Below are 18,165 nucleotides of genomic sequence, written 5' to 3'. Positions count from 1 at the left end.
ACTCTTTGGTATAAACTTTTCTTTCTCTTGACATAAGTCTCTTAAGTTATTAAAATTCTCTTAACTTAATGTCCACTCAAATGTAGCAACTTCAATACCTTTAATGTTGTTTACTGAAGCATAACGATTTCGTTATGCTTTTTTTATATTTAATGATATAACTCTTGAATACAAATTGTATATTGGGAAGAGGAAATCCTATCAGTTTTTAGATGGTGTTTAAAGTGTGTGTTAAATCTTTTTCAGCTTATTTTGTGTGTGTGTTGCTATACCTTCTCATCGGAAGTCAAGTGATCGCACAAGAGTTTATCCGTGGGAAGGTGATCGATGAGCAAACTGGTAAAGGTATTTCCAGCGTGTCTATCCATTGGATCGGTGAGGATGTAGGCAGTGTAAGCGACACTTTGGGATATTTTAAAGTCCAGCATATTAAGCAATATCGACAATTGGGGTTTGGGGCGGTTGGCTATGAACGTAGAATAGTTGATATTGGCCACTTGCACGATTCATTGATGGTAGTCAACCTTACCGCAAAGGACAATACCCTGGACGAGGTTGTTATCAGCCGAAAAAAAAGAAAACCCAAAGACCCTGCGATTGCATTGATAGAACAAGTCATTGCCCATAAGTCACAAAATCATTATAGCCGTATTCCAGAAATTCGTTTTGATGAATATGAAAAGACCCAATTTGGTTTCGTTGATCCTGTGGATAAAGCAAAGAAGTTTCCGAAACAATTTAGGTTTCTTTTTGAAAATGTAGATTCGACGGTATTTAGGGGGCTGACCATTTCTCCATTCTATCTGGAAGAAAACTATGCCAATGTATATTCCTCGCATGATCCTAACCGCAGTAAGAAAATTATCACCAGCCATAATCAAACGGAACTGAACCCTCGTTTTTTTAACAATGATAATTGGCAGACCCGGTTCCAGACACTCCTACGTGATGTGGATCTCTATGGAAATACGATTCAGATTGTGAATAAGGGTGTGTTGAGCCCAATAGCAACTGGAGCGACAGCATTCTATAAATATCATATTCAGGATACTGTAAAAATAGAGGGTAAGGATTATATCGAACTTCATTTTGAAGGCAAATCAAATATTGATTTGCTCTTCTATGGGGTACTGTGGATTTCTGACGATACGCGATATGCCGTTCAACAGGCGACCTTGAATATTGGGCGCGGGGCAAATATCAATTGGATCAATGACATACAGATTGACCTGGGCTATCAGGAGTTTAAAAATGGCAGCATGATCCCTATACATGCCGATCTGAAAATGTTATTTGGTGCACGTAAATCGGATGTTTTATATGGGCGGAGAGAAACCCAATTTTTAAGGCATCGTACGGATTCAATCTCCGCTGAAAGTTTTGCTGGCGTTCCAGTAGAGAAGCGATATTTACTCCAGTCTGCCCCAAATATTCCAATGGTTCAAATCAGACCGACGCCGTTAAGTACGGCCGAACTCGGAGCATATCAAAAAGTTGATTCGGTTCAAAATATGCGTTCGTTCAACCGTTTGGTAGCACTGGGTTATTTATTGGCAAAAGGATATTATAATGTCGGGAAATTTGAGTTCGGTCCTTTGGAATACCTTTATAGTCGAAATAATTATGAGGGCAATCGTTTTCGGTTGAGCGGCCGTACCACACGTCTGTTTTCGGAGAAAGCATTTATGGAGGGGTATGTTGCCTACGGTGATAAAGATAAGGCGTTGAAGTATTACCTGAGTACTGCATTTACGCTAAATGGCGAACGTATTGTCCAGTTTCCGGCAAACTATCTACGCTTTACTGTTCAACATGATGTGATGGAGCCGGGACGTAACCTGGGATTTTTGAAAGGGGATGGCTTTTTTAGGTCCTTTGGAAGAAACAGACCCAATAAATGGCAGTTCAATGATATTTATAGGCTGGACCATTTAATTGAATTCGGCAATCATGTTAGCATTGGAACAGCATTTACGCATACCCGCCGACAACCCCGCGGAGATCTATATTATATTAACAATCTACCTGTTCCGGATACCATTCGTATGGTGAATACCAATGATCTGCAGCTGATTTTGCGCTGGGCCCCAAACGAGGAATTTACTTATCATAATCTGGACCGTGGGACGGTTGAGAACAAATATCCAATATTTACTTTGCAATACAATAAAGGGTTGAAAGGCTTCTGGGGAGCCGATTATAATTACAATGCTTTACGGTTCAGTGTGTTCAAAAGGTTGTTTTTATCTCCGGCGGGTCAGGCGGATTTCGAGTTTTCGGGTGGAAGAATCTGGGGCAAACATCTCCCTTATACTTTATTGGAACTGCCCGAAGTCACCAAAGATAAAGCAGGTCCCTTAGTAAATTTTGATCTGATGGCAAGCTCGGAATTTGTGTCGGATCAATTTTTGAAGTTGACCTATCATCACAATTGGAATGGATTTTTCTTTAATAGAATTCCTTTGTTCAAGAGGCTAAAATGGCGTGAGCTTACAGGTTTCAAAGCATTTTACGGAAAATTGAGCGATATCAATAATCCTTTCGTTACCCCTGGAAATGTTCGTTTTGAACCAGATAAAGACGGGATTGTTCAGACTAGGGCATTGCGAAACAAACCTTATATTGAAGGATTGGTGGGTGTGGATAATATTTTTAAATTACTTAGATTAGAGTATAAAAAGAGGTTAAGTTACAAAGGTGGAGAAGGCATTCCAGCAGATACCTTCACTGCATCGTTACATTTTAATTTTTAATTATTATGGTCCAATATTCGAATTTAAGATGCGAGGTCAAAGATAGTATTGGCTATATCGTGATCGACCGTGAAGCTCAATTGAATGCTCTTAATCAGGCTACTCTTGATGAATTGCAGGATGTTTTTATGCATTTCAATGCTGATAACCTAGTTCGGGGTATAATATTGACTGGGGCCGGGCAGAAGGCATTTATTGCGGGAGCGGATATAAAAGAATTTACCGATCTATCCGTTATTCAGGCACGCTCCTTAAGTGAGCGTGGGCATATTCTTTTTTCGGATCTTATCCAAGGGGCCCCAAAGCCTGTTGTTGCGGCAATAAATGGATATGCTTTGGGAGGTGGCCTTGAATTGGCTTTGGCCTGTCATATACGGATAGCTACTGAAAGTGCTAAAATGGGGCTCCCGGAAGTTTCGTTGGGGTTGATCCCTGGCTATGGTGGAACGCAACGTCTTCCCGCATTGGTAGGAAAGGGACATGCTATGCAAATGATTTTAACCGGCGATATGATTGATGCTCAAAAAGCTGCTGCTATAGGATTGGTTAATGAGGTTGTCCCTCAAGAGCAACTCATGGCGCGCGCTGAAACTATTCTGCAGAAAATATTCACACGTTCTCGTTCCGCTGTAACCCAAGCCATAGATGCTATTAATGCAGCTGAAGACAAAACTCGGAAAGGTAACCATGTAGAGATGGATGCATTTGGGCACTTGTTCGGCACAGCAGATTTCAAAGAGGGGGTAGCGGCATTCTTAGAAAAGAGAGCTCCAGAATTTAAGTAATAGACATTCTATTTCCTGGGCGACATGACCCGGAAGATGCCGGGGCTTTATGCTATCCGTTTCATATCAACGGCAAACGAAAATATAGGCTGATCTCTGCACCCAACAGTCGGTATGTTCTGTATACTATTTCTTGTTTTAGACCGTTTTTTATATATTGACTATAGCATCATACGCGTACGCTCGTGAAACCCGAATATATCAAGCCCGTGTATGTGGCCTATTTTATACAGCATTTAGGTAGTAGCTCACAAGTATTTGAAGCAATTCACTGCCTTTCTTTTGATTATAAATAAAAATTACTAATGACAAATGATGAGTTGAGAGCGCTTACCGATTGTTCTGGAAAAGGTGATATCGAGGCAATGGAACGGATTATTGCGCAGGCAACAGGAAAAACAGAATTTCAGGATTATGCATTAAACAGTGCGGTTAGTCAATTGATCAGACATCAGCATTATAGTATTTTAGATAAGTTTGTTGACAAGGGCCTTATATCGACAGATCTATACGATTACAATCGTTTTGATACGACGGTGATCAATACCTTGGTAAAACCATTGGTCATGAATGGAGATATGCTTGATACTTATGTAACATGGCTAGGCAGTTATCTCCAGCAGATTGAAGATATTAATGAAGAGGTTGCTGGTACCACACTTCTTGAGTATGCCTTACGGGAAAGTGCGCCGATTGGGCTGTTGAAAGCTATTGTCGATGCGGGTGCAGATTTACATAGGGTAGACCAATATGGACAGACATTGCTGTTTAAAGTCTGCAGTCTACGCATGCAGCCGGCGGATCGCATTGGCGAACTTGTCTGTTGGTTATTAGCTGAGGGAATTGATCCCAATCTCGGAAATGTCGAGCAAAAAACGGCTTTGCATATGGCGGCTGATACGTTAAAGATGGAGGCTGCTACCATGTTAATGGATGCCGGCGCGGATCCAAATTTAAAAGATTGGCATGGCGAAAGTGTTTTTTATTATGCTGCGGTCAGGCAATTCAACGCGGACCTTTTGGAAAAGCTTCTAAATTACGGAACTCCAGATTTTCATAGCGTCAATAAGCAAGGTGAAAATCTTCTCAATGCTTTTCTGCGAATGATGAGCACTGATAGTGATCAAAACCTTAGAATTTTAATCTTATTATTGGAACATGGGGCCGATCTCACGGAGGCTTCACTTTGGTATCAGCAAGAAAAAACCGGGGTTGATTGGCTTGTGGAACGATCCGCTGGTACACTGGAAGATGTGGCAGGAAAAGGATACCTGGACTTAAATTATACTGATAACGATGGAAATACACTGCTGCATAAGGTTTGTCAGGTGGCTATCAATTACGATGAAAATAAAGCACGGGATCTTTATAAAAAGGTGAAATATCTTGTTGGTGAGGGGGTAGATCCACAAGTAGAAAATAGGATGGATAAAAAGGCTGTTGATTATGCCATGGAAGATAACCTCAAGGTCAAGACAGTGGAGTGGTTATTGAAACAATAAAACACAAGAAATATTTATGTCTCAATCATTTATAGTTGCTTGCGAAGGTGGTAAACGCAAGATTGCAGAAATTTTATTGGAAAAGGAGCAGGTGGATGTATCTTATACTGATGAACTGGGGCGTACTGCGCTGCATTACGCTGCACATCGGGGATATTTGGATCTAGTAAAGAAATTAGTGGCGGCAGGGGCTGCCATTGATTATGAGGATCATCGTGGCGAGACACCATTGTACTTTGCTTTACTGCAGAAGCAAAAACAGACAGCGGCTTATTTATTAGATAAGGGAGCCGATATCCACATCAATGATTTTTCAGGGAATAGTTTACTTCATATTACAGCGCGTACCGGGCAGCAGGATATGGTCGAAAATCTGATTACAGCTGGACTGGACGTTAATGTTTTGAATAATGAGGCCGAGCCCCCCCTGCTACTGGCTGTACAGGCAAAGTATCCATCCGTGGTCCAATTGCTTGTTGGGAAAGGGGCGAATCTGGACATCACAGATAAGGCGGGGAATACACCGTTGAATATTGCTGTGGCTTTGGGGGCAGTTCCAATTGTAAATATCTTATTGGACAACGGAGCTGCTGTGAACGTATTGAATGACTTGAGTGAGGGGCCCCTGTTGCTGGCGGTCAAAACTGGTAATCGTATTCTAGCCCAAAAATTGCTGGAACAGGGAAGTAATATTTTTGCAGAATCTGCAGAAGGTATCTCCCCGGTTTGGTATGTGTGTAACAGCAACCAAAAGGAACTGTTGGCATTGTTTCTTGACCGCGGCTTATCGCCGGACTATGCGCGTCCTGTAGATTCCTTTGACGGAAAAGACGGAAAATATCTGGAAAAGCTGATCGCCCAGACAGGTGGACGTACCCTTATTTTAGGATATGAGCCACATTATGCTGGTGAAACACTATTACAAACGGCTACAAAAATGGGCTATTTGTCCTTAGTGAAACAATTATTAGATAGTGGGGCGGCCATAGATAAACAGGATGCCTCTGGAAATACCGCTTTGCATTATGCTGCATCATATGGTAAGAAAGATGTTTTACGCTATCTTTTGTCCAATGGGGCATCTGCGGATATTTCAAATGTGCTTGAACAAAAGCCGATTGATTATTCGAATATACAGGGATTTAATGAGATCACGGCCTTGCTGATCGATTTTGGGGCAAAAACCAATGCTGTTCAGGATGGTCCGGTGACTCCAGGAAAAAAGGTGGCGCCCGAAGCTAAATCCGGAATGGATATGGGGCTTAAGAAACAAGCATTGTTTGATTTAAAAGAACTGCTGGATGCCGGAATTATCAATCAGGCAGAATTTGATCAGGAGAAAGCGAAGATTTTAGGCGCTTAAGACTTAACCAACTATGGTATTAAGAAGAACCTGCCATGACAGGTTCTTCTTGTTTTATTAATGATAGCTCACACAGGCATTTATTGCAATCATGTTCGCTTGCGTTATTTCAGCAATGTATTGGCGGCCTTTCTGGTCATCGTCCATGGATACACTTGAAAGTTTACTTTTTAGGTCATTGTATACGGCATTGATCACATCCACATTGAATGCATTGGACTGGATATTGGTATTTGAACCATCGGTAAACTGTACAATGACCTGAGCAAAACTGATCACTGGTGTTTGTTGGCTGGTAGAAGTAATAGCAAATCCCATCAGTAAAATGATATGGTCGTCTTTGGAGCCATCGATTTCATAATCAATCTTACAGGAGACAAAAAGTCCCAGTTGCGATGAAATGGAAGATTCTTGATACCAGGTACGGTAAGGGGTGTTTTGATAAGTAAACTCTACCACTTGGTTGAATGTACTGGTTTTCCCGCTGGTACTTTGTGCCCAACCCTTTGCCGAACCATTACCATTTAGTGCATTGCCCAATGCGGTTGGAAACCCACTGTTACTAAAGGCCATCCTGTAATTATTTCTCGGATCATTCTCGGGGTATACTGGACGGTTAAATGGTGTTGCGACCGTTGTACAAATACGATTCAGTGTATGGCAGATCACCGGCAGGAAATAAAATTGACCACCATTGTCTGTGGCTTTGTAAACGACATTTGCAATTTTGTTGAATACGTTACAAACAAAATCAAAGATCTTGACAAAGGTGGCGGCTACTTCTTCGCCGACACCAAATGATACCAGCGATGATGCCGTTCCTACATACCAAGCGATCAGATCAACACTTTTTATCAGCGTTTGTGGTACCTGAAAGGCGCCTTTCGATGACCACTGGAAGCGTTGTATTGAAACCAATCGTCCATTATTGTCAAAATAAATGTCGTATTCAGCTTTATCGTCGAAGGATCCCGTGTTTTCATGTTGCTGATAAACATGGTATTTCGTCCAGCCATCTGTCGGTAAGTCGGTTGTATCATCGATGAGGTAGACTGATAGCTGCTGCGTGGTAGATTGGTCGATGAATTCGGGCTCGTCAATTTTATAGGTTGAGTCTCCTACAACATAGGCGACGTCATTATCCGTTGCTTTGCTGCTGGGATCGGGGTACAGTTTATAGAGTGTTTCGAAATCGACATAGACCCGCTGGTATTTGGTAGACCAAAAGCCAGGCTCGGCTGGGTATAAAAGAAAACTGTCAATCTCATTTTCCCAATTTCCTTGTTGGTCGCCGGCAATATCTGTACGCTTCACAGCGCTTAATTGACCGTATGTTGTCTCTGGATTAACCTTTTTAAAGTCTCCTTGGGCTCCTGTTTTGCTAAAAATGATCAACCATGCGTTTGGGCCTGTTTTCAAGGAGCTGATCGAATTGATCCCTGACATCTGGATACTGTTTGTCGTATAGCCAATGTTTGTCGTACTGGGACCATTAAATGGGGCGGAAAATATACGATTGGCCCCCATAAAATCATCATTTTCTGCCATGCATGCCTGAGCGTCGTGCAGGATGAAAAGCTGTGATTTATCTGGTTGTGTATAGTCAGAGCCTGTGTCCCAAAAAGCAGGTTTCTGCTTGTAGAGGATAAAGCTTTGCATATGATTTTTCCAGTCCCCAACCTTTTTGCCATTATTGTCATAACGATTCGTATTTGTCAGACTGTCAATATATTTGCTCGGCGGGATTTTTTTGCAGTTGCCCGTGTAACCTGGTTTGTCAAAGATAATGACCCATGTATTGGCCGCGGTTTCCAACGAATTGTCGTTGGCATTGAGGTTGTCCTGTCCCTGGGCACCTGTGTAAGAGTCGGAATAACCGCCTCTATCGTGGTTGTTCCATGCTTGGAAGTCTCTACCTGATACCATTAGATTAATTTTTAAGTTTAAATTTGATTATTATAAATATAGTATAAATAATTTATTATCAATAATATATGGGTCATTTTTTAATTGATGTTATTTTTAGTCTTATGTGCTGATGGTCTAAGGGGTAAAATATTTTGCTACGGATAAAGTTGGAGATATCGTTCTTGATAAAATGAGCAGAATAATTGATTGCAAAAAGGAGTGTTGACCAGATGGACAGTCTTATGGAAGAATGGATACAGAAAACTAAAAAAGACCTGCAAATATTTGCAGGTCTTTTAATTATTAATTCAGTAGCCCGTAGGGGAATCGAACCCTACTTGCATCAATCTATTTATCAGTTATTTACAAACCTTCTATTTCCCTACTCCCCGAATAACTCACTGGTTTGATATATGTTTTAGCTGCAAGTGCTTTATATCTAAAGATAAGAGATTTAAGTACCAAATACAAATGTAGATGGAACAGAAAGATCTTCTCTAGAACGTCAATATCCATAGATTTTCATATTAACTAGTTTAAAAATCCTAAACTTTGCTGTTAATATTCAAGATTCGGCTGCATCAATCTCCAATGGCTAATCTTTCAATTTCCTAATTTGAAGTAAGGTTCCTATTTTCTTTAATTTCTTTTATTAGAGAAAAGGCAATCTCTTCATTTTGAATTCCGAAAATCATGCTCTTTCCAGTGTTAAGATCAATTTTTATACCCATATCCCCATTTATTATTAGCGCTTTTATTCCATTTTTTTCCTTTCTTAAACCCCACCCACCAAAATCGCTTATCGCATCAAATTTTATTACTGAAACATCAATAATTTGATTTAGAGGAATGCATTTCCATCTGAAATGAAATGGAATAAATCGATAATAGAAGTTTTCTCCGATAAGATTGATTTGCAGCTTACCGAAAAGGAATATGATAAAAACGGAGAGAATAGCTACTGCTATCACCGACAAATATATTAACCAAAATATCTCATCACCTTTCTTTATTGCTGAATAAAAAACAAAAGAAAAAATAATTGTAGAAATAAGAAGACCAATCCAAATCCACGATTGAAGGAATTTTTGACTATAGATCCTTGACTGATTCATAAACAGAAATTTATAGTTGATTAAGAATTAAATTGTTGATTTTAATACATCCAGATAGTGGTTGATTTCCAAATAGATGACTTGATTGTTTTTTTTTTCACACTATTTCTTTTATCATTGAACATTATTGAAAGAGCACCATTTAGTAAGCTTTCATCAATATCGCCAAAGTCTTTATCTATAGATTCATTAATAATAAAGTCTGGTGTAATGCCTTTATATCCAGTACTACTATCTTCAGCATTGAAAGACTCGAATGTTACTAACGAACATGTTGATGTTCTGGATGTGCATTTAAATATAACAAATAAAAAATACGATATAGTACCGCGAAAGCATTGAATGGAAATATTAAATTTTTAAATGTACCTCATAATTCAATATCTAATCAAACATCGGGACAATAAAATAGAGAACTGTAGACCTTTTATTGTGCAGAATAATTCAATTAGATGGTTTTAAATTGTTAAACCAAATTAGGCCTAAAAATATCTAAATTTTCATCACTCAAAAATTGTAACCTTTTTTCAGTGTCGGACAATCTGTAAACCTATAAAAGGACGACACACAGGCTTATCATCAGTTACAAAATACGAGTATAAATGCCGGGCACAATCTCATATAGTAACATGCTGGTCGTGGTTTAAAAAGGTTAAAATAATACAACAAAACACCAAATAAGGCGTACCGGGAGAAATTTTCAGGGGCTCTTGCCGGGTTCTTTTGGATCAATTTTCGAGAATCGCAAAGAAACCCATAAAACAAAAAACCGCACTTAATATAATTAAGTGCGGTTTTGAATCTTATTGGCTCTCTATGATGCCTTTCTGTAGCCCGTAGGGGAATCGAACCCCTGTTTCAAGAATGAAAATCTTGCGTCCTAACCCCTAGACGAACGGGCCATTTTCTTTTCAATGCTGCAAATATAGAAGCTTTTTTAAAAAGTGCAAAAAAAAAGTTGTGTCTGATCGCTAATGCATTGAAATTGAGAAAAATTATTTTTTAAAAATGCTTATTCTACTGCGTATGCAAGCATATATTCATTGAACTTCTCATAATGTACTTCGAATGTACATTGGCTTTGGTTATTTTCGAGCACTAGTTTCAATACACCTTGTTTTTGGTAGTCAAAAGGGAGGATAGTCATGTTATGTAGAAATGATACACCTGAATTCCCTTGCAGTTTATAGATCGCTTCTTTGGCGCACCAACAGGCATATAACTGCTCGTAACGTGAATGATCTTTGGCAATGAAATCTAGTTCAAGGGGTTTTAAAAATTTATGCTGGATGCGTTCCACTTTTGTTTTGATAATTTCCATGTCAATGCCGACTTCTCCTTTTGTACTGATCATGGCTGCAGCATAATCAAAAGAATGGGACAAGGATATCTTCTGTGGAAAATTGGCGAGATAGGGTTTGCCATTTGCATCGGAGGGGCATTCGATATAATGTGTTGTATTTAAAAGTGTCCGCAAAAGGACGCGTGTCGCCAGCCAATGTAACCTTCGCTTGCCTTTATTAAAGGAGCCTAATTTAGCTTTTTCACGTTCATCCAATTGAAGCTTGGACAATAAATCATCATCCGATTCTTCAATGCGCCAAATCGCAAATTTGGTTTGGTTATCTATTTCACGTAAATACACTAGACTCATACTCAAATTTAAAAAACAAATTGCAAATTATTATACGATTATAAACGGAACTTTCACCATCAAAGGTGCGGGTTCTTTTAAAATGCCATAAGCCAAGATTTTGAGCGATACTACCCTGTGATGTGCAGGAATTGACCGGATTTAATAATATGAATAGAATAAGATTTGGCTTATTGCCCTGCCGAGCCGAGCGAAATATTCTCCTTTATATTGCAGCAAAGAGACACTTGATTATCACAGATCTACTTTCGAAAAAAAAATGAGGTAAAATTTGCAGGAGAACCGTACTTTTGACTTTGAATAGCATTGCCTGGTGCTTTTGTTATATTTGATACACATGATTTTATCTGATAAAAGAATTCTTGAAGAGATTGAAAATGGCAGTATAGTCATTCATCCGTTTGATCGCAAGTGCCTTGGAACAAATTCCTATGATGTGCACCTGGGAAAATATTTAGCAACCTACGCAGATCGCGTATTGGACGCGAGGCAACATAATGAAATCCATCATTTTGAAATTCCGGAAGAAGGTTTTGTACTGGAACCGAATACATTGTATTTGGGGGTTACGCTGGAATATACAGAGACACATAAACATGTCCCCTTTTTGGAGGGGAAATCCAGCACTGGGCGTTTAGGCATAGACATCCATGCAACAGCAGGGAAAGGAGATGTTGGCTTTTGCAATACCTGGACCCTGGAGATTTCTGTTGCTCAGCCGGTCAGAGTATATGCCGGAATGCCGATTGGACAGCTGATCTATTTCTCGGTTGAAGGAGAGATCGAGACGTTTTATAATACGAAAGGCAATGCGAAGTATAACGGTAAGACGATCCGCCCTGTTGAATCTATGATGTGGAAGAATAAATTTTAATGAAGAGCATGGCATGGATGGTTTTAGGGCTTCTGGTGATTGTTATGATCAGTGGGATACTCTATTATTTTGTTCATCCCATGTTTGGCGGAAGTTTTAAAGGAGCGCGACTGGAACGTATGAAGCAATCGCCAAATTTCAGAAATGGTGTTTTTCATAACCTGGAGGTTACGCCATCTTTAAAGAGCGATGTTAATGTAGTCACTTTGATGTGGGATTTCCTTTTTAAGAAAACGCCAGGTTTGAAACCGCTGAACCCATTGCCCAGCAAACGATGCGATTTAAGCAACTTACCTAAAGAAGATCTGATCATCTGGTTTGGGCACTCATCTTATTTATTACAGATTGATGGCAAATTAATTTTGGTAGACCCCGTCTTCAGCGAAAATGCTTCACCAATACCGGGAAGTAACCAAGCTTTCAAAATGACAGTGGATTATACTGCTTTGGACTTTCCCAAGATTGATTATCTGTTGATCTCACATGATCATTATGATCATCTTGATTATGAAACAGTGGTGAAATTGAAAGATCAAGTTGGGCATGTTGTTTGTGGGCTGGGTGTGGGGGCACATTTTGAATCCTGGGGCTATAGTCCGGATCAAATTATTGAAGGAGACTGGTATGACCAGATGAAGCTTGCTCCTGGTTTTGAGGTTACCTTTACCCCAGCAAGACACTTTTCGGGAAGACGTTTTACTAGAAATAATACCTTATGGACGTCTTTTGTGCTAAAAACCCTAAAGTATAATCTTTTTCTAGGAGGGGATAGTGGTTATGGAAAGCATTTTAAAACCATAGGTGAACAATTTGGCCCGTTTGACCTAGCTGTTTTAGAAAGTGGGCAATACAATGATGCTTGGCACTACATTCATTCTTTGCCTGAAGAATGGGGCGCTGAGATAAAAGATCTGCAAGCTAAAGTCACTTTGCCTATCCATTCTTCGAAATTTGCCTTAGCTATGCATGGCTGGAAGGAGCCGATGGAGAAATTTTACGAGATCGCAAATAAAGAGCATATAGCAGTCATAACCCCCCAGTTGGGAGAACTGGTCTATTTGAATAAATTAGATACTGTATATGCTCCTTGGTGGCGTGAGGTAGATTAAATATGCTGCTGTTTATTTTTTTCTTCAATCCATAAGGACATATATTTAGTACTTTGTAAAGTATGGTGCAACAGGATCTGGCTAATAAAGTTCTGCTGTCTGTGTTTATCGATCTGCGCTTTTAATAGGGATAAGTTTGTCATGAAATCGGCTTGATACTTTCGCTTTTCATAACGTTCATTGATGATACGGATACCGTTGTTCTGTGCTGTTTTCCAGACGATCTCATCATCATATAGATCCATTGTTTTCCGACAGAAAGTGTCGGGGTCATCTTCAATAAAACCATTCCATGTTAGGTTGCCTTTCATGGCCTCAGCCCCAATAGTCGTCGTGACTGATGGAGTTCCGGTTTGCATGGCATCAATAAATTTCCCCTTTACTCCTGCGCCAAACTGAATCGGAGCGACCAACACCCTGTAGTTTTCCATCGTGAGATGTGCTGACTCGGCCCGGCCTTTAATGTAGAAATTTTCCTTGGGATTGTTTAGTTGAAGTACTTTCTGCGTTGCATATGCCCCATAAATATGCAATTCTACTTTTGGTAATAACTTACGGAGCCTGGGCCAAATCTGGTTCTTTAGGTATTGGACGGTATGCCAGTTAGGTTCATGGATAAAATTGCCAATAAATAAAAGGTCTTTTCGTTTCTCAAAAGGTTTCCAAGTTTCTATTTGCTCGGCAGTAATTTCATTCTCAAGAAACGGTAGGTAATATAGTATATCGGGTGAGATTCTGAATATTTGCGTCAGGATTCTCATTTCGGATTCGGAAATGATTAATGAAAGATCACAACGAAGGATGGAAGCAATCTCTCTTTTTGCGGTGTCTGTAAATAATTCTTGGAAAGAAAAATCGTCCTTATTTTTGATACAGGTATGTCTTGCCTGTCTTAAGAGATGAAGGTCTTCCGTATCGAGAATACGGAGTGCATCCGGGCATTGCTGGGCGACCCGCCAGCCATATTGTTCTTCAACCATAAAACGGTCGAAAATAACAATATCAGGTTGAAGATCAGCGATAAATGAATCAAAACTTGCGCTATTCAGTTCAATAGCTTGCTCATGGACACCACTTGCTTTTAATGTTGCACTATAAGGTGATTTAGCAGCAGCAGAGGCAAAGGTAACCTGATAAGACCGGTTGATGAAAGTGTCGATCAACTGCATCATTCTAAAACCGGCCGCAGAAGATGTTGGCTCTGGCCACACTAGTCCTATGAACAAAACCTTTTTCTCTTTCATGGCGGAAAATTACTGATTAATGTCAAAAGAATTGATGAAAACTTAACAATTTGTCATTTTCAAACGATTAGCTTTATTGGGTGTTTATAATATACTTTAAGGTTATTAATCATTAAACGATCATATGGGCAAAACTATTGTTCAGCGAATCCGACATTTTTCACCCAAGACCTATTGGAAGGAACTGATAGCAATATTGGTCATTTTATTGGCCTTTGTGTTTTTCAGAAATGAACGAAAGGAGCTGGGGGCTATCCTCCCCCAATTAAGGATGGCTGATTTGACCTGGGTCATGGTGGGATTGGGGATCACTATTTTGTACATCTTCTTGCAGGGGTTGATGTACATACAAAGCTTCAAGGCAATTGGACTTTCGATCAATTTGTCAATAGCAATAGACCTTTTTCTGAAACGAAACTTGCTTAGTGTATTTCTTCCAGCCGGTGGTATCAGTTCCCTTGCTTATACAACGACGCAGTTACGTAAAAGAAACTTGAGTACAACACAGATTCATCAGGCTGGCGCAATATATGGTTATGTTGGTCTTCTTACAGTATTTTTGATCGGGGTCCCCGTGATATTATATACGGTCTGGAATAACAAGAATTTTGGCGATGCATGGATATCATTACTGATTTTGGGGCTGCTTTTGGGGACTGTATTTGGATTTGTATGGTCATTTCGTTCCCATCGGGGAATCTATCGGTGGGTGGAGTCAAAGTTCCCAGCAGTAGCTTCTAATATCGATGAGATATTTTCTGGAGAAGTGAAGCTGAAGTATCTATTGGGGACTATGGTCGTTTCAACGGTCGTGGAGTGTTGTGGTATAGCCCACGCTTTTGTAAGTATGTATGCTTTAGGGCTGGACCATTCTTTCGAAGCTGCCGCAATAGCATATACTGTTTCAGTTGTATTAATGATTGTTTCCCCTTTTCTTAGGGGGCTGGGAGCAGTAGAGTTAACCATGCTCTATATTTTCAAGGCATATGGTTATTCTCAAGCTGAGGGACTGGGGATTACCATGCTGTACCGTACATTTGAGTTTTGGCTCCCTTTACTTTTGGGGCTGCTTGCTTTCGCTTGGCGTGGGAAGCAGCTTTTGGCACGGATAGGGCCCGCATTACTGATCTTCTTTTTGGGAATGGTCAATCTTGTATCGGTATTGACGCCACCATTGGCAGAACGTATGAAATTAGACCGTTTTTATTTGCCTGCAGAAACAATTCATGCGTCTAAATTTATGGTATTGGTTTTGGGCGTGGGGCTTCTGGTTACTGCAGCTTATCTGATCAAAGGTTTTCGGATTGCATTTTGGATAGCCATTGTGTTCAGTGTACTGTCACTTTTCGGACATGTATTTAAGGCCCTGGATTATGAAGAAGCTTCAATAGCGTTGTTTACACTGACCTTATTAGCGATAAACTATAAGCAATATCGTATCAAAAGCAATATCCGTTGGGTTAGGATTGGGTTTGTAACTTTTGTCTTTGCTATGTTTGGCGTATGTCTGTTTGATGCTTTGAGCTTTTATTTTATCGATAAACAGCATTTTGGTGTTGAGTTTACATGGCGGCAATCGATCTATCACACGGCGAGAAGCTTTTTGTTATTTGCCGATGATGAGCTGATGCCAAAAACCAGCTTTGGCCAGGAGTTTTTGCGCATTACTCAGGTATTGGGGCTTTTTTGCTGGTTACTTTTAATTTATGCACTGGCTCGCCCCCGTTTAATCAACGATGAAGATGCTGACGGATCTGAATTTGCAAGGGCTCAGCAGCTATTGATGGAGTTTGGGCAATCTCCAATGGATTTCTTTAAATTAGGGAAGGATAAGTCACTCTTTTTTTCGGAAGTTTCGGAAGGATTTACGGCTTATCGATTGGCCAATGAGTTTGCGGTAGTATTGGATGAGCCTGTCTGTGAGCCGGAGGACAAGGAGGAGCTTATCCGGGAATTTGACCGGTATTGTTATACAAATGGATTGAAAGCTATTTATTATCGTGTTGATGAAAATAGTTTAGTCCATTTTTCGGCTCTTCATAAACAAAAAATAATCATTGGACAAGAGGCGATATTGGAGTTGGAAACCTTTAAGCTGGATGGTCGGGATCGAAAGTCCTTGCGGAACGGGTTGAATATGATTCAAAAAAAAGGATTTGCAACAATGGTGCTGAAAGCCCCTCAGAAGACTGAGGTTCTTCGGGAACTTCGAAGAGTTTCTGAAGAATGGCTAAGCGCGTTTAATAAGAAGGAAATGGTTTTTGCTCAAGGGGGATTTGATGAGATAGCACTTGCTTCGCAAGATATTATTGTGTTAAAGGATAAAACAGAAAAAATTGTGGGCTTTCTAAATGTCATTCCAGATTATGCTAAAGATGAGTGTACCTATGATATGATTCGAAAATCACCTGATGCCCCCGGAGGAAGTATGGATGCCTTAATTGTCGCACTGATTGCTTACGGGAAAGCGAAACATTACAGTTATCTGAATCTTGGGATGGTGCCAATGACCGGACTGGGAACAACAGATAGCCCTGCGGAAAAGATCATGAAATTTGCTTCGGCAAGATTGGGGAATTTTAAACGTTTTCAGAGCTTGCGTGATTTTAAAGAGAAATACGCAACATTTTGGGAGAGTAAATACCTCATCTTTGATAATGATTTTGATCTTATACAGCTTCCGGCGGCGTTAATTAAAGTGATGAAACCGAATGATAAATAGCGCTCCATGATTTCTTGTCCTAGATCAAATAATTTGAAAAAAGAAGATGGTATTTTTGATTGAATTAAAATAAAATATGTATGGAATTAGGAATAGGAATGTTTGGTGACTCTCGGATTGACCCCATTACTGGGCAGATCCAAGTACCTCAAGATAGGATGAAAGAAATCATTGAAGAGGTCAAGCTGATGGATCAGGTTGGATTGGATTTTTTTGGGATAGGAGAACATCATCGTGCAGATTATGCTGTTGCGGCTCCAGAAATTGTATTAGCTGCAGCTGCTACAGTGACCAAAAATATTAAGCTGGGCAGTGCCGTGTCGGTACTGAGTTCTGCTGACCCAGTTAAATTGTTTCAGGACTTTGCCACGGTAGATCTTCTGTCTGATGGACGGGCGGAATTGATGGCGGGAAGGGGATCTTTTATTGAATCATTTCCACTATTTGGGTATGACTTGAAGGATTATTCCGATTTGTTTGAGGAGAAGCTGGAATTGTTGCTTCGACTGAACAAACAAAATCCAATAACCTGGCGCGGAAATTTTCGAGCTCCTTTGATTAATCAAGAGGTATTTCCACGGCCTAAACAAGGATCTTTGCCGATATGGGTTGCGGTTGGCGGTACCACTTCATCAGTTATCCGTGCCGGAAAATTAGGCTTACCTGTTATGTTTGCGATCATTGGAGGTATGTACGAGAGCTTTGATCACTTATTTGAAATGTATCGCCAAGCCTACGAAGATAATGGACATGATATGTCCAAGTTTCAGGTGGGGGTACATATGCATGCTTTTTTTGGCGATGATAATACCCAGGTTGCGGATTATTACTATCCAATCTATTCTGCTCAGATGGACCGTATTGGCTCAAGCCGGGGCTGGCCGCCTTATCAACGTACACAATATGATTTTGGAAGGTCATCGCGAGGGCATCTTATTGTTGGGGATGCAGCTTACGCCGTAGATAAAATATTAGCGATCCATGAGAAATTTGGATTGACGCGTTTTTCTGCCCATATGGACGTTGGAGCCCCAGGACATCGAGAAATGTTACGTTCCATTGAAATATTTGGGGAAAAAATAGCTCCGGAAATTCGGAAGGTACTGAATAAAGACGTTTAAAAGAGCATTGTGTCA

12 protein-coding genes and 1 tRNA gene are annotated in these 18,165 nt (G+C 40.1%); 8 read left to right on the top strand and 5 right to left on the bottom strand.

Annotated elements, in window-relative coordinates; translation table 11 throughout:
• The first annotated feature begins 260 nt into the window (after positions 1-260).
• The 4 genes from HX021_RS06425 (at position 261) to HX021_RS06410 (ending at position 6,403) form a co-directional block, all read left to right on the top strand.
• Positions 261-2,753, top strand: a complete 2,493-nt coding sequence (locus tag HX021_RS06425; protein ID WP_286589313.1) for a DUF5686 family protein — start codon at positions 261-263, stop codon at positions 2,751-2,753.
• Between the two features lie 5 nt (positions 2,754-2,758).
• Positions 2,759-3,538, top strand: coding sequence for an enoyl-CoA hydratase/isomerase family protein (locus HX021_RS06420; RefSeq protein WP_286589312.1), 780 nt, complete (start codon positions 2,759-2,761; stop codon positions 3,536-3,538).
• A 305-nt stretch (positions 3,539-3,843) separates the two neighbouring features.
• Positions 3,844-5,040 carry an ankyrin repeat domain-containing protein gene (locus HX021_RS06415; RefSeq protein ID WP_286589311.1) on the top strand — a complete coding sequence of 399 codons (1,197 nt, stop codon included), beginning with the start codon at positions 3,844-3,846 and terminating at the stop codon, positions 5,038-5,040.
• A 16-nt stretch (positions 5,041-5,056) separates the two neighbouring features.
• On the top strand, positions 5,057-6,403 hold the full coding sequence (locus HX021_RS06410) for an ankyrin repeat domain-containing protein (RefSeq protein WP_286589310.1): 1,347 nt from the start codon (positions 5,057-5,059) through the stop codon (positions 6,401-6,403).
• 57 nt (positions 6,404-6,460) lie between these two features.
• On the opposite strand, the gene HX021_RS06405 is transcribed toward HX021_RS06410, so the two are convergent.
• The 4 genes from HX021_RS06405 to HX021_RS06390 all read right to left on the bottom strand — a co-directional run bounded on the left by HX021_RS06405 (position 6,461) and on the right by HX021_RS06390 (position 11,080).
• The gene (locus HX021_RS06405; protein WP_286589309.1) at positions 6,461-8,329 is read right to left on the bottom strand and encodes a hypothetical protein; all 1,869 of its coding nucleotides are present in this window, start codon (positions 8,327-8,329) and stop codon (positions 6,461-6,463) included.
• A gap of 593 nt (positions 8,330-8,922) precedes the next feature.
• Positions 8,923-9,426: a hypothetical protein gene (locus tag HX021_RS06400; protein WP_286589308.1), complete on the bottom strand. Its 504-nt coding sequence runs from the start codon at positions 9,424-9,426 to the stop codon at positions 8,923-8,925.
• An 830-nt stretch (positions 9,427-10,256) separates the two neighbouring features.
• A tRNA-Glu gene (locus tag HX021_RS06395) sits at positions 10,257-10,328 on the bottom strand.
• Positions 10,329-10,438: 110 nt separating this feature from the next.
• Positions 10,439-11,080, bottom strand: coding sequence for a 4'-phosphopantetheinyl transferase family protein (locus HX021_RS06390; protein ID WP_286589306.1), 642 nt, complete (start codon positions 11,078-11,080; stop codon positions 10,439-10,441).
• Between the two features lie 337 nt (positions 11,081-11,417).
• Here HX021_RS06390 and dcd point away from each other — a divergent pair, with 337 nt between their 5' ends.
• Together dcd and HX021_RS06380 are read left to right on the top strand one after the other, a co-directional pair.
• Positions 11,418-11,954, top strand: coding sequence for a dCTP deaminase (dcd, locus tag HX021_RS06385; RefSeq protein WP_286589305.1), 537 nt, complete (start codon positions 11,418-11,420; stop codon positions 11,952-11,954).
• 8 nt (positions 11,955-11,962) lie between these two features.
• Positions 11,963-13,063: an MBL fold metallo-hydrolase gene (locus HX021_RS06380; protein ID WP_286589304.1), complete on the top strand. Its 1,101-nt coding sequence runs from the start codon at positions 11,963-11,965 to the stop codon at positions 13,061-13,063.
• Here the strand turns inward: HX021_RS06380 and HX021_RS06375 are convergent.
• Complete coding sequence (locus tag HX021_RS06375; protein WP_286589303.1) at positions 13,060-14,307, bottom strand: glycosyltransferase; 1,248 nt, start codon at positions 14,305-14,307, stop codon at positions 13,060-13,062. The two genes, HX021_RS06380 and HX021_RS06375, sit on opposite strands and share 4 nt — an antisense overlap.
• A 124-nt stretch (positions 14,308-14,431) precedes the next feature.
• On the opposite strand from HX021_RS06375, the gene HX021_RS06370 reads away from it, so the two are divergent.
• Together HX021_RS06370 and HX021_RS06365 are read left to right on the top strand one after the other, a co-directional pair.
• The gene (locus tag HX021_RS06370) at positions 14,432-17,029 is read left to right on the top strand and encodes a phosphatidylglycerol lysyltransferase domain-containing protein (protein ID WP_286589302.1); all 2,598 of its coding nucleotides are present in this window, start codon (positions 14,432-14,434) and stop codon (positions 17,027-17,029) included.
• 80 nt (positions 17,030-17,109) lie between these two features.
• Positions 17,110-18,150: an Atu2307/SP_0267 family LLM class monooxygenase gene (locus HX021_RS06365; protein WP_286589301.1), complete on the top strand. Its 1,041-nt coding sequence runs from the start codon at positions 17,110-17,112 to the stop codon at positions 18,148-18,150.
• Positions 18,151-18,165: the final 15 nt, after the last annotated feature.

This window comes from Sphingobacterium sp. N143 (assembly GCF_030325625.1).
In the GTDB taxonomy this organism is placed as follows: Bacteria; Bacteroidota; Bacteroidia; order Sphingobacteriales; family Sphingobacteriaceae; genus Sphingobacterium.
This window is presented reverse-complemented; position numbering and strand designations above follow the sequence as displayed.

Excerpts from the sequence above, each read along its gene's own strand:
- HX021_RS06400 (WP_286589308.1), bottom strand. The coding sequence starts at position 9,426 with ATGAATCAGTCAAGGATCTATAGTCAAAAATTCCTTCAATCGTGGATT.
- HX021_RS06405 (WP_286589309.1), bottom strand. The coding sequence starts at position 8,329 with ATGGTATCAGGTAGAGACTTCCAAGCATGGAACAACCACGATAGAGGC.
- HX021_RS06420 (WP_286589312.1), top strand. The coding sequence starts at position 2,759 with ATGGTCCAATATTCGAATTTAAGATGCGAGGTCAAAGATAGTATTGGC.
- HX021_RS06410 (WP_286589310.1), top strand. The coding sequence starts at position 5,057 with ATGTCTCAATCATTTATAGTTGCTTGCGAAGGTGGTAAACGCAAGATT.
- dcd (WP_286589305.1), top strand. The coding sequence starts at position 11,418 with ATGATTTTATCTGATAAAAGAATTCTTGAAGAGATTGAAAATGGCAGT.
- HX021_RS06415 (WP_286589311.1), top strand. The coding sequence starts at position 3,844 with ATGACAAATGATGAGTTGAGAGCGCTTACCGATTGTTCTGGAAAAGGT.
- HX021_RS06390 (WP_286589306.1), bottom strand. The coding sequence starts at position 11,080 with ATGAGTCTAGTGTATTTACGTGAAATAGATAACCAAACCAAATTTGCG.
- HX021_RS06370 (WP_286589302.1), top strand. The coding sequence starts at position 14,432 with ATGGGCAAAACTATTGTTCAGCGAATCCGACATTTTTCACCCAAGACC.
- HX021_RS06365 (WP_286589301.1), top strand. The coding sequence starts at position 17,110 with ATGGAATTAGGAATAGGAATGTTTGGTGACTCTCGGATTGACCCCATT.
- HX021_RS06375 (WP_286589303.1), bottom strand. The coding sequence starts at position 14,307 with ATGAAAGAGAAAAAGGTTTTGTTCATAGGACTAGTGTGGCCAGAGCCA.
- HX021_RS06380 (WP_286589304.1), top strand. The coding sequence starts at position 11,963 with ATGGCATGGATGGTTTTAGGGCTTCTGGTGATTGTTATGATCAGTGGG.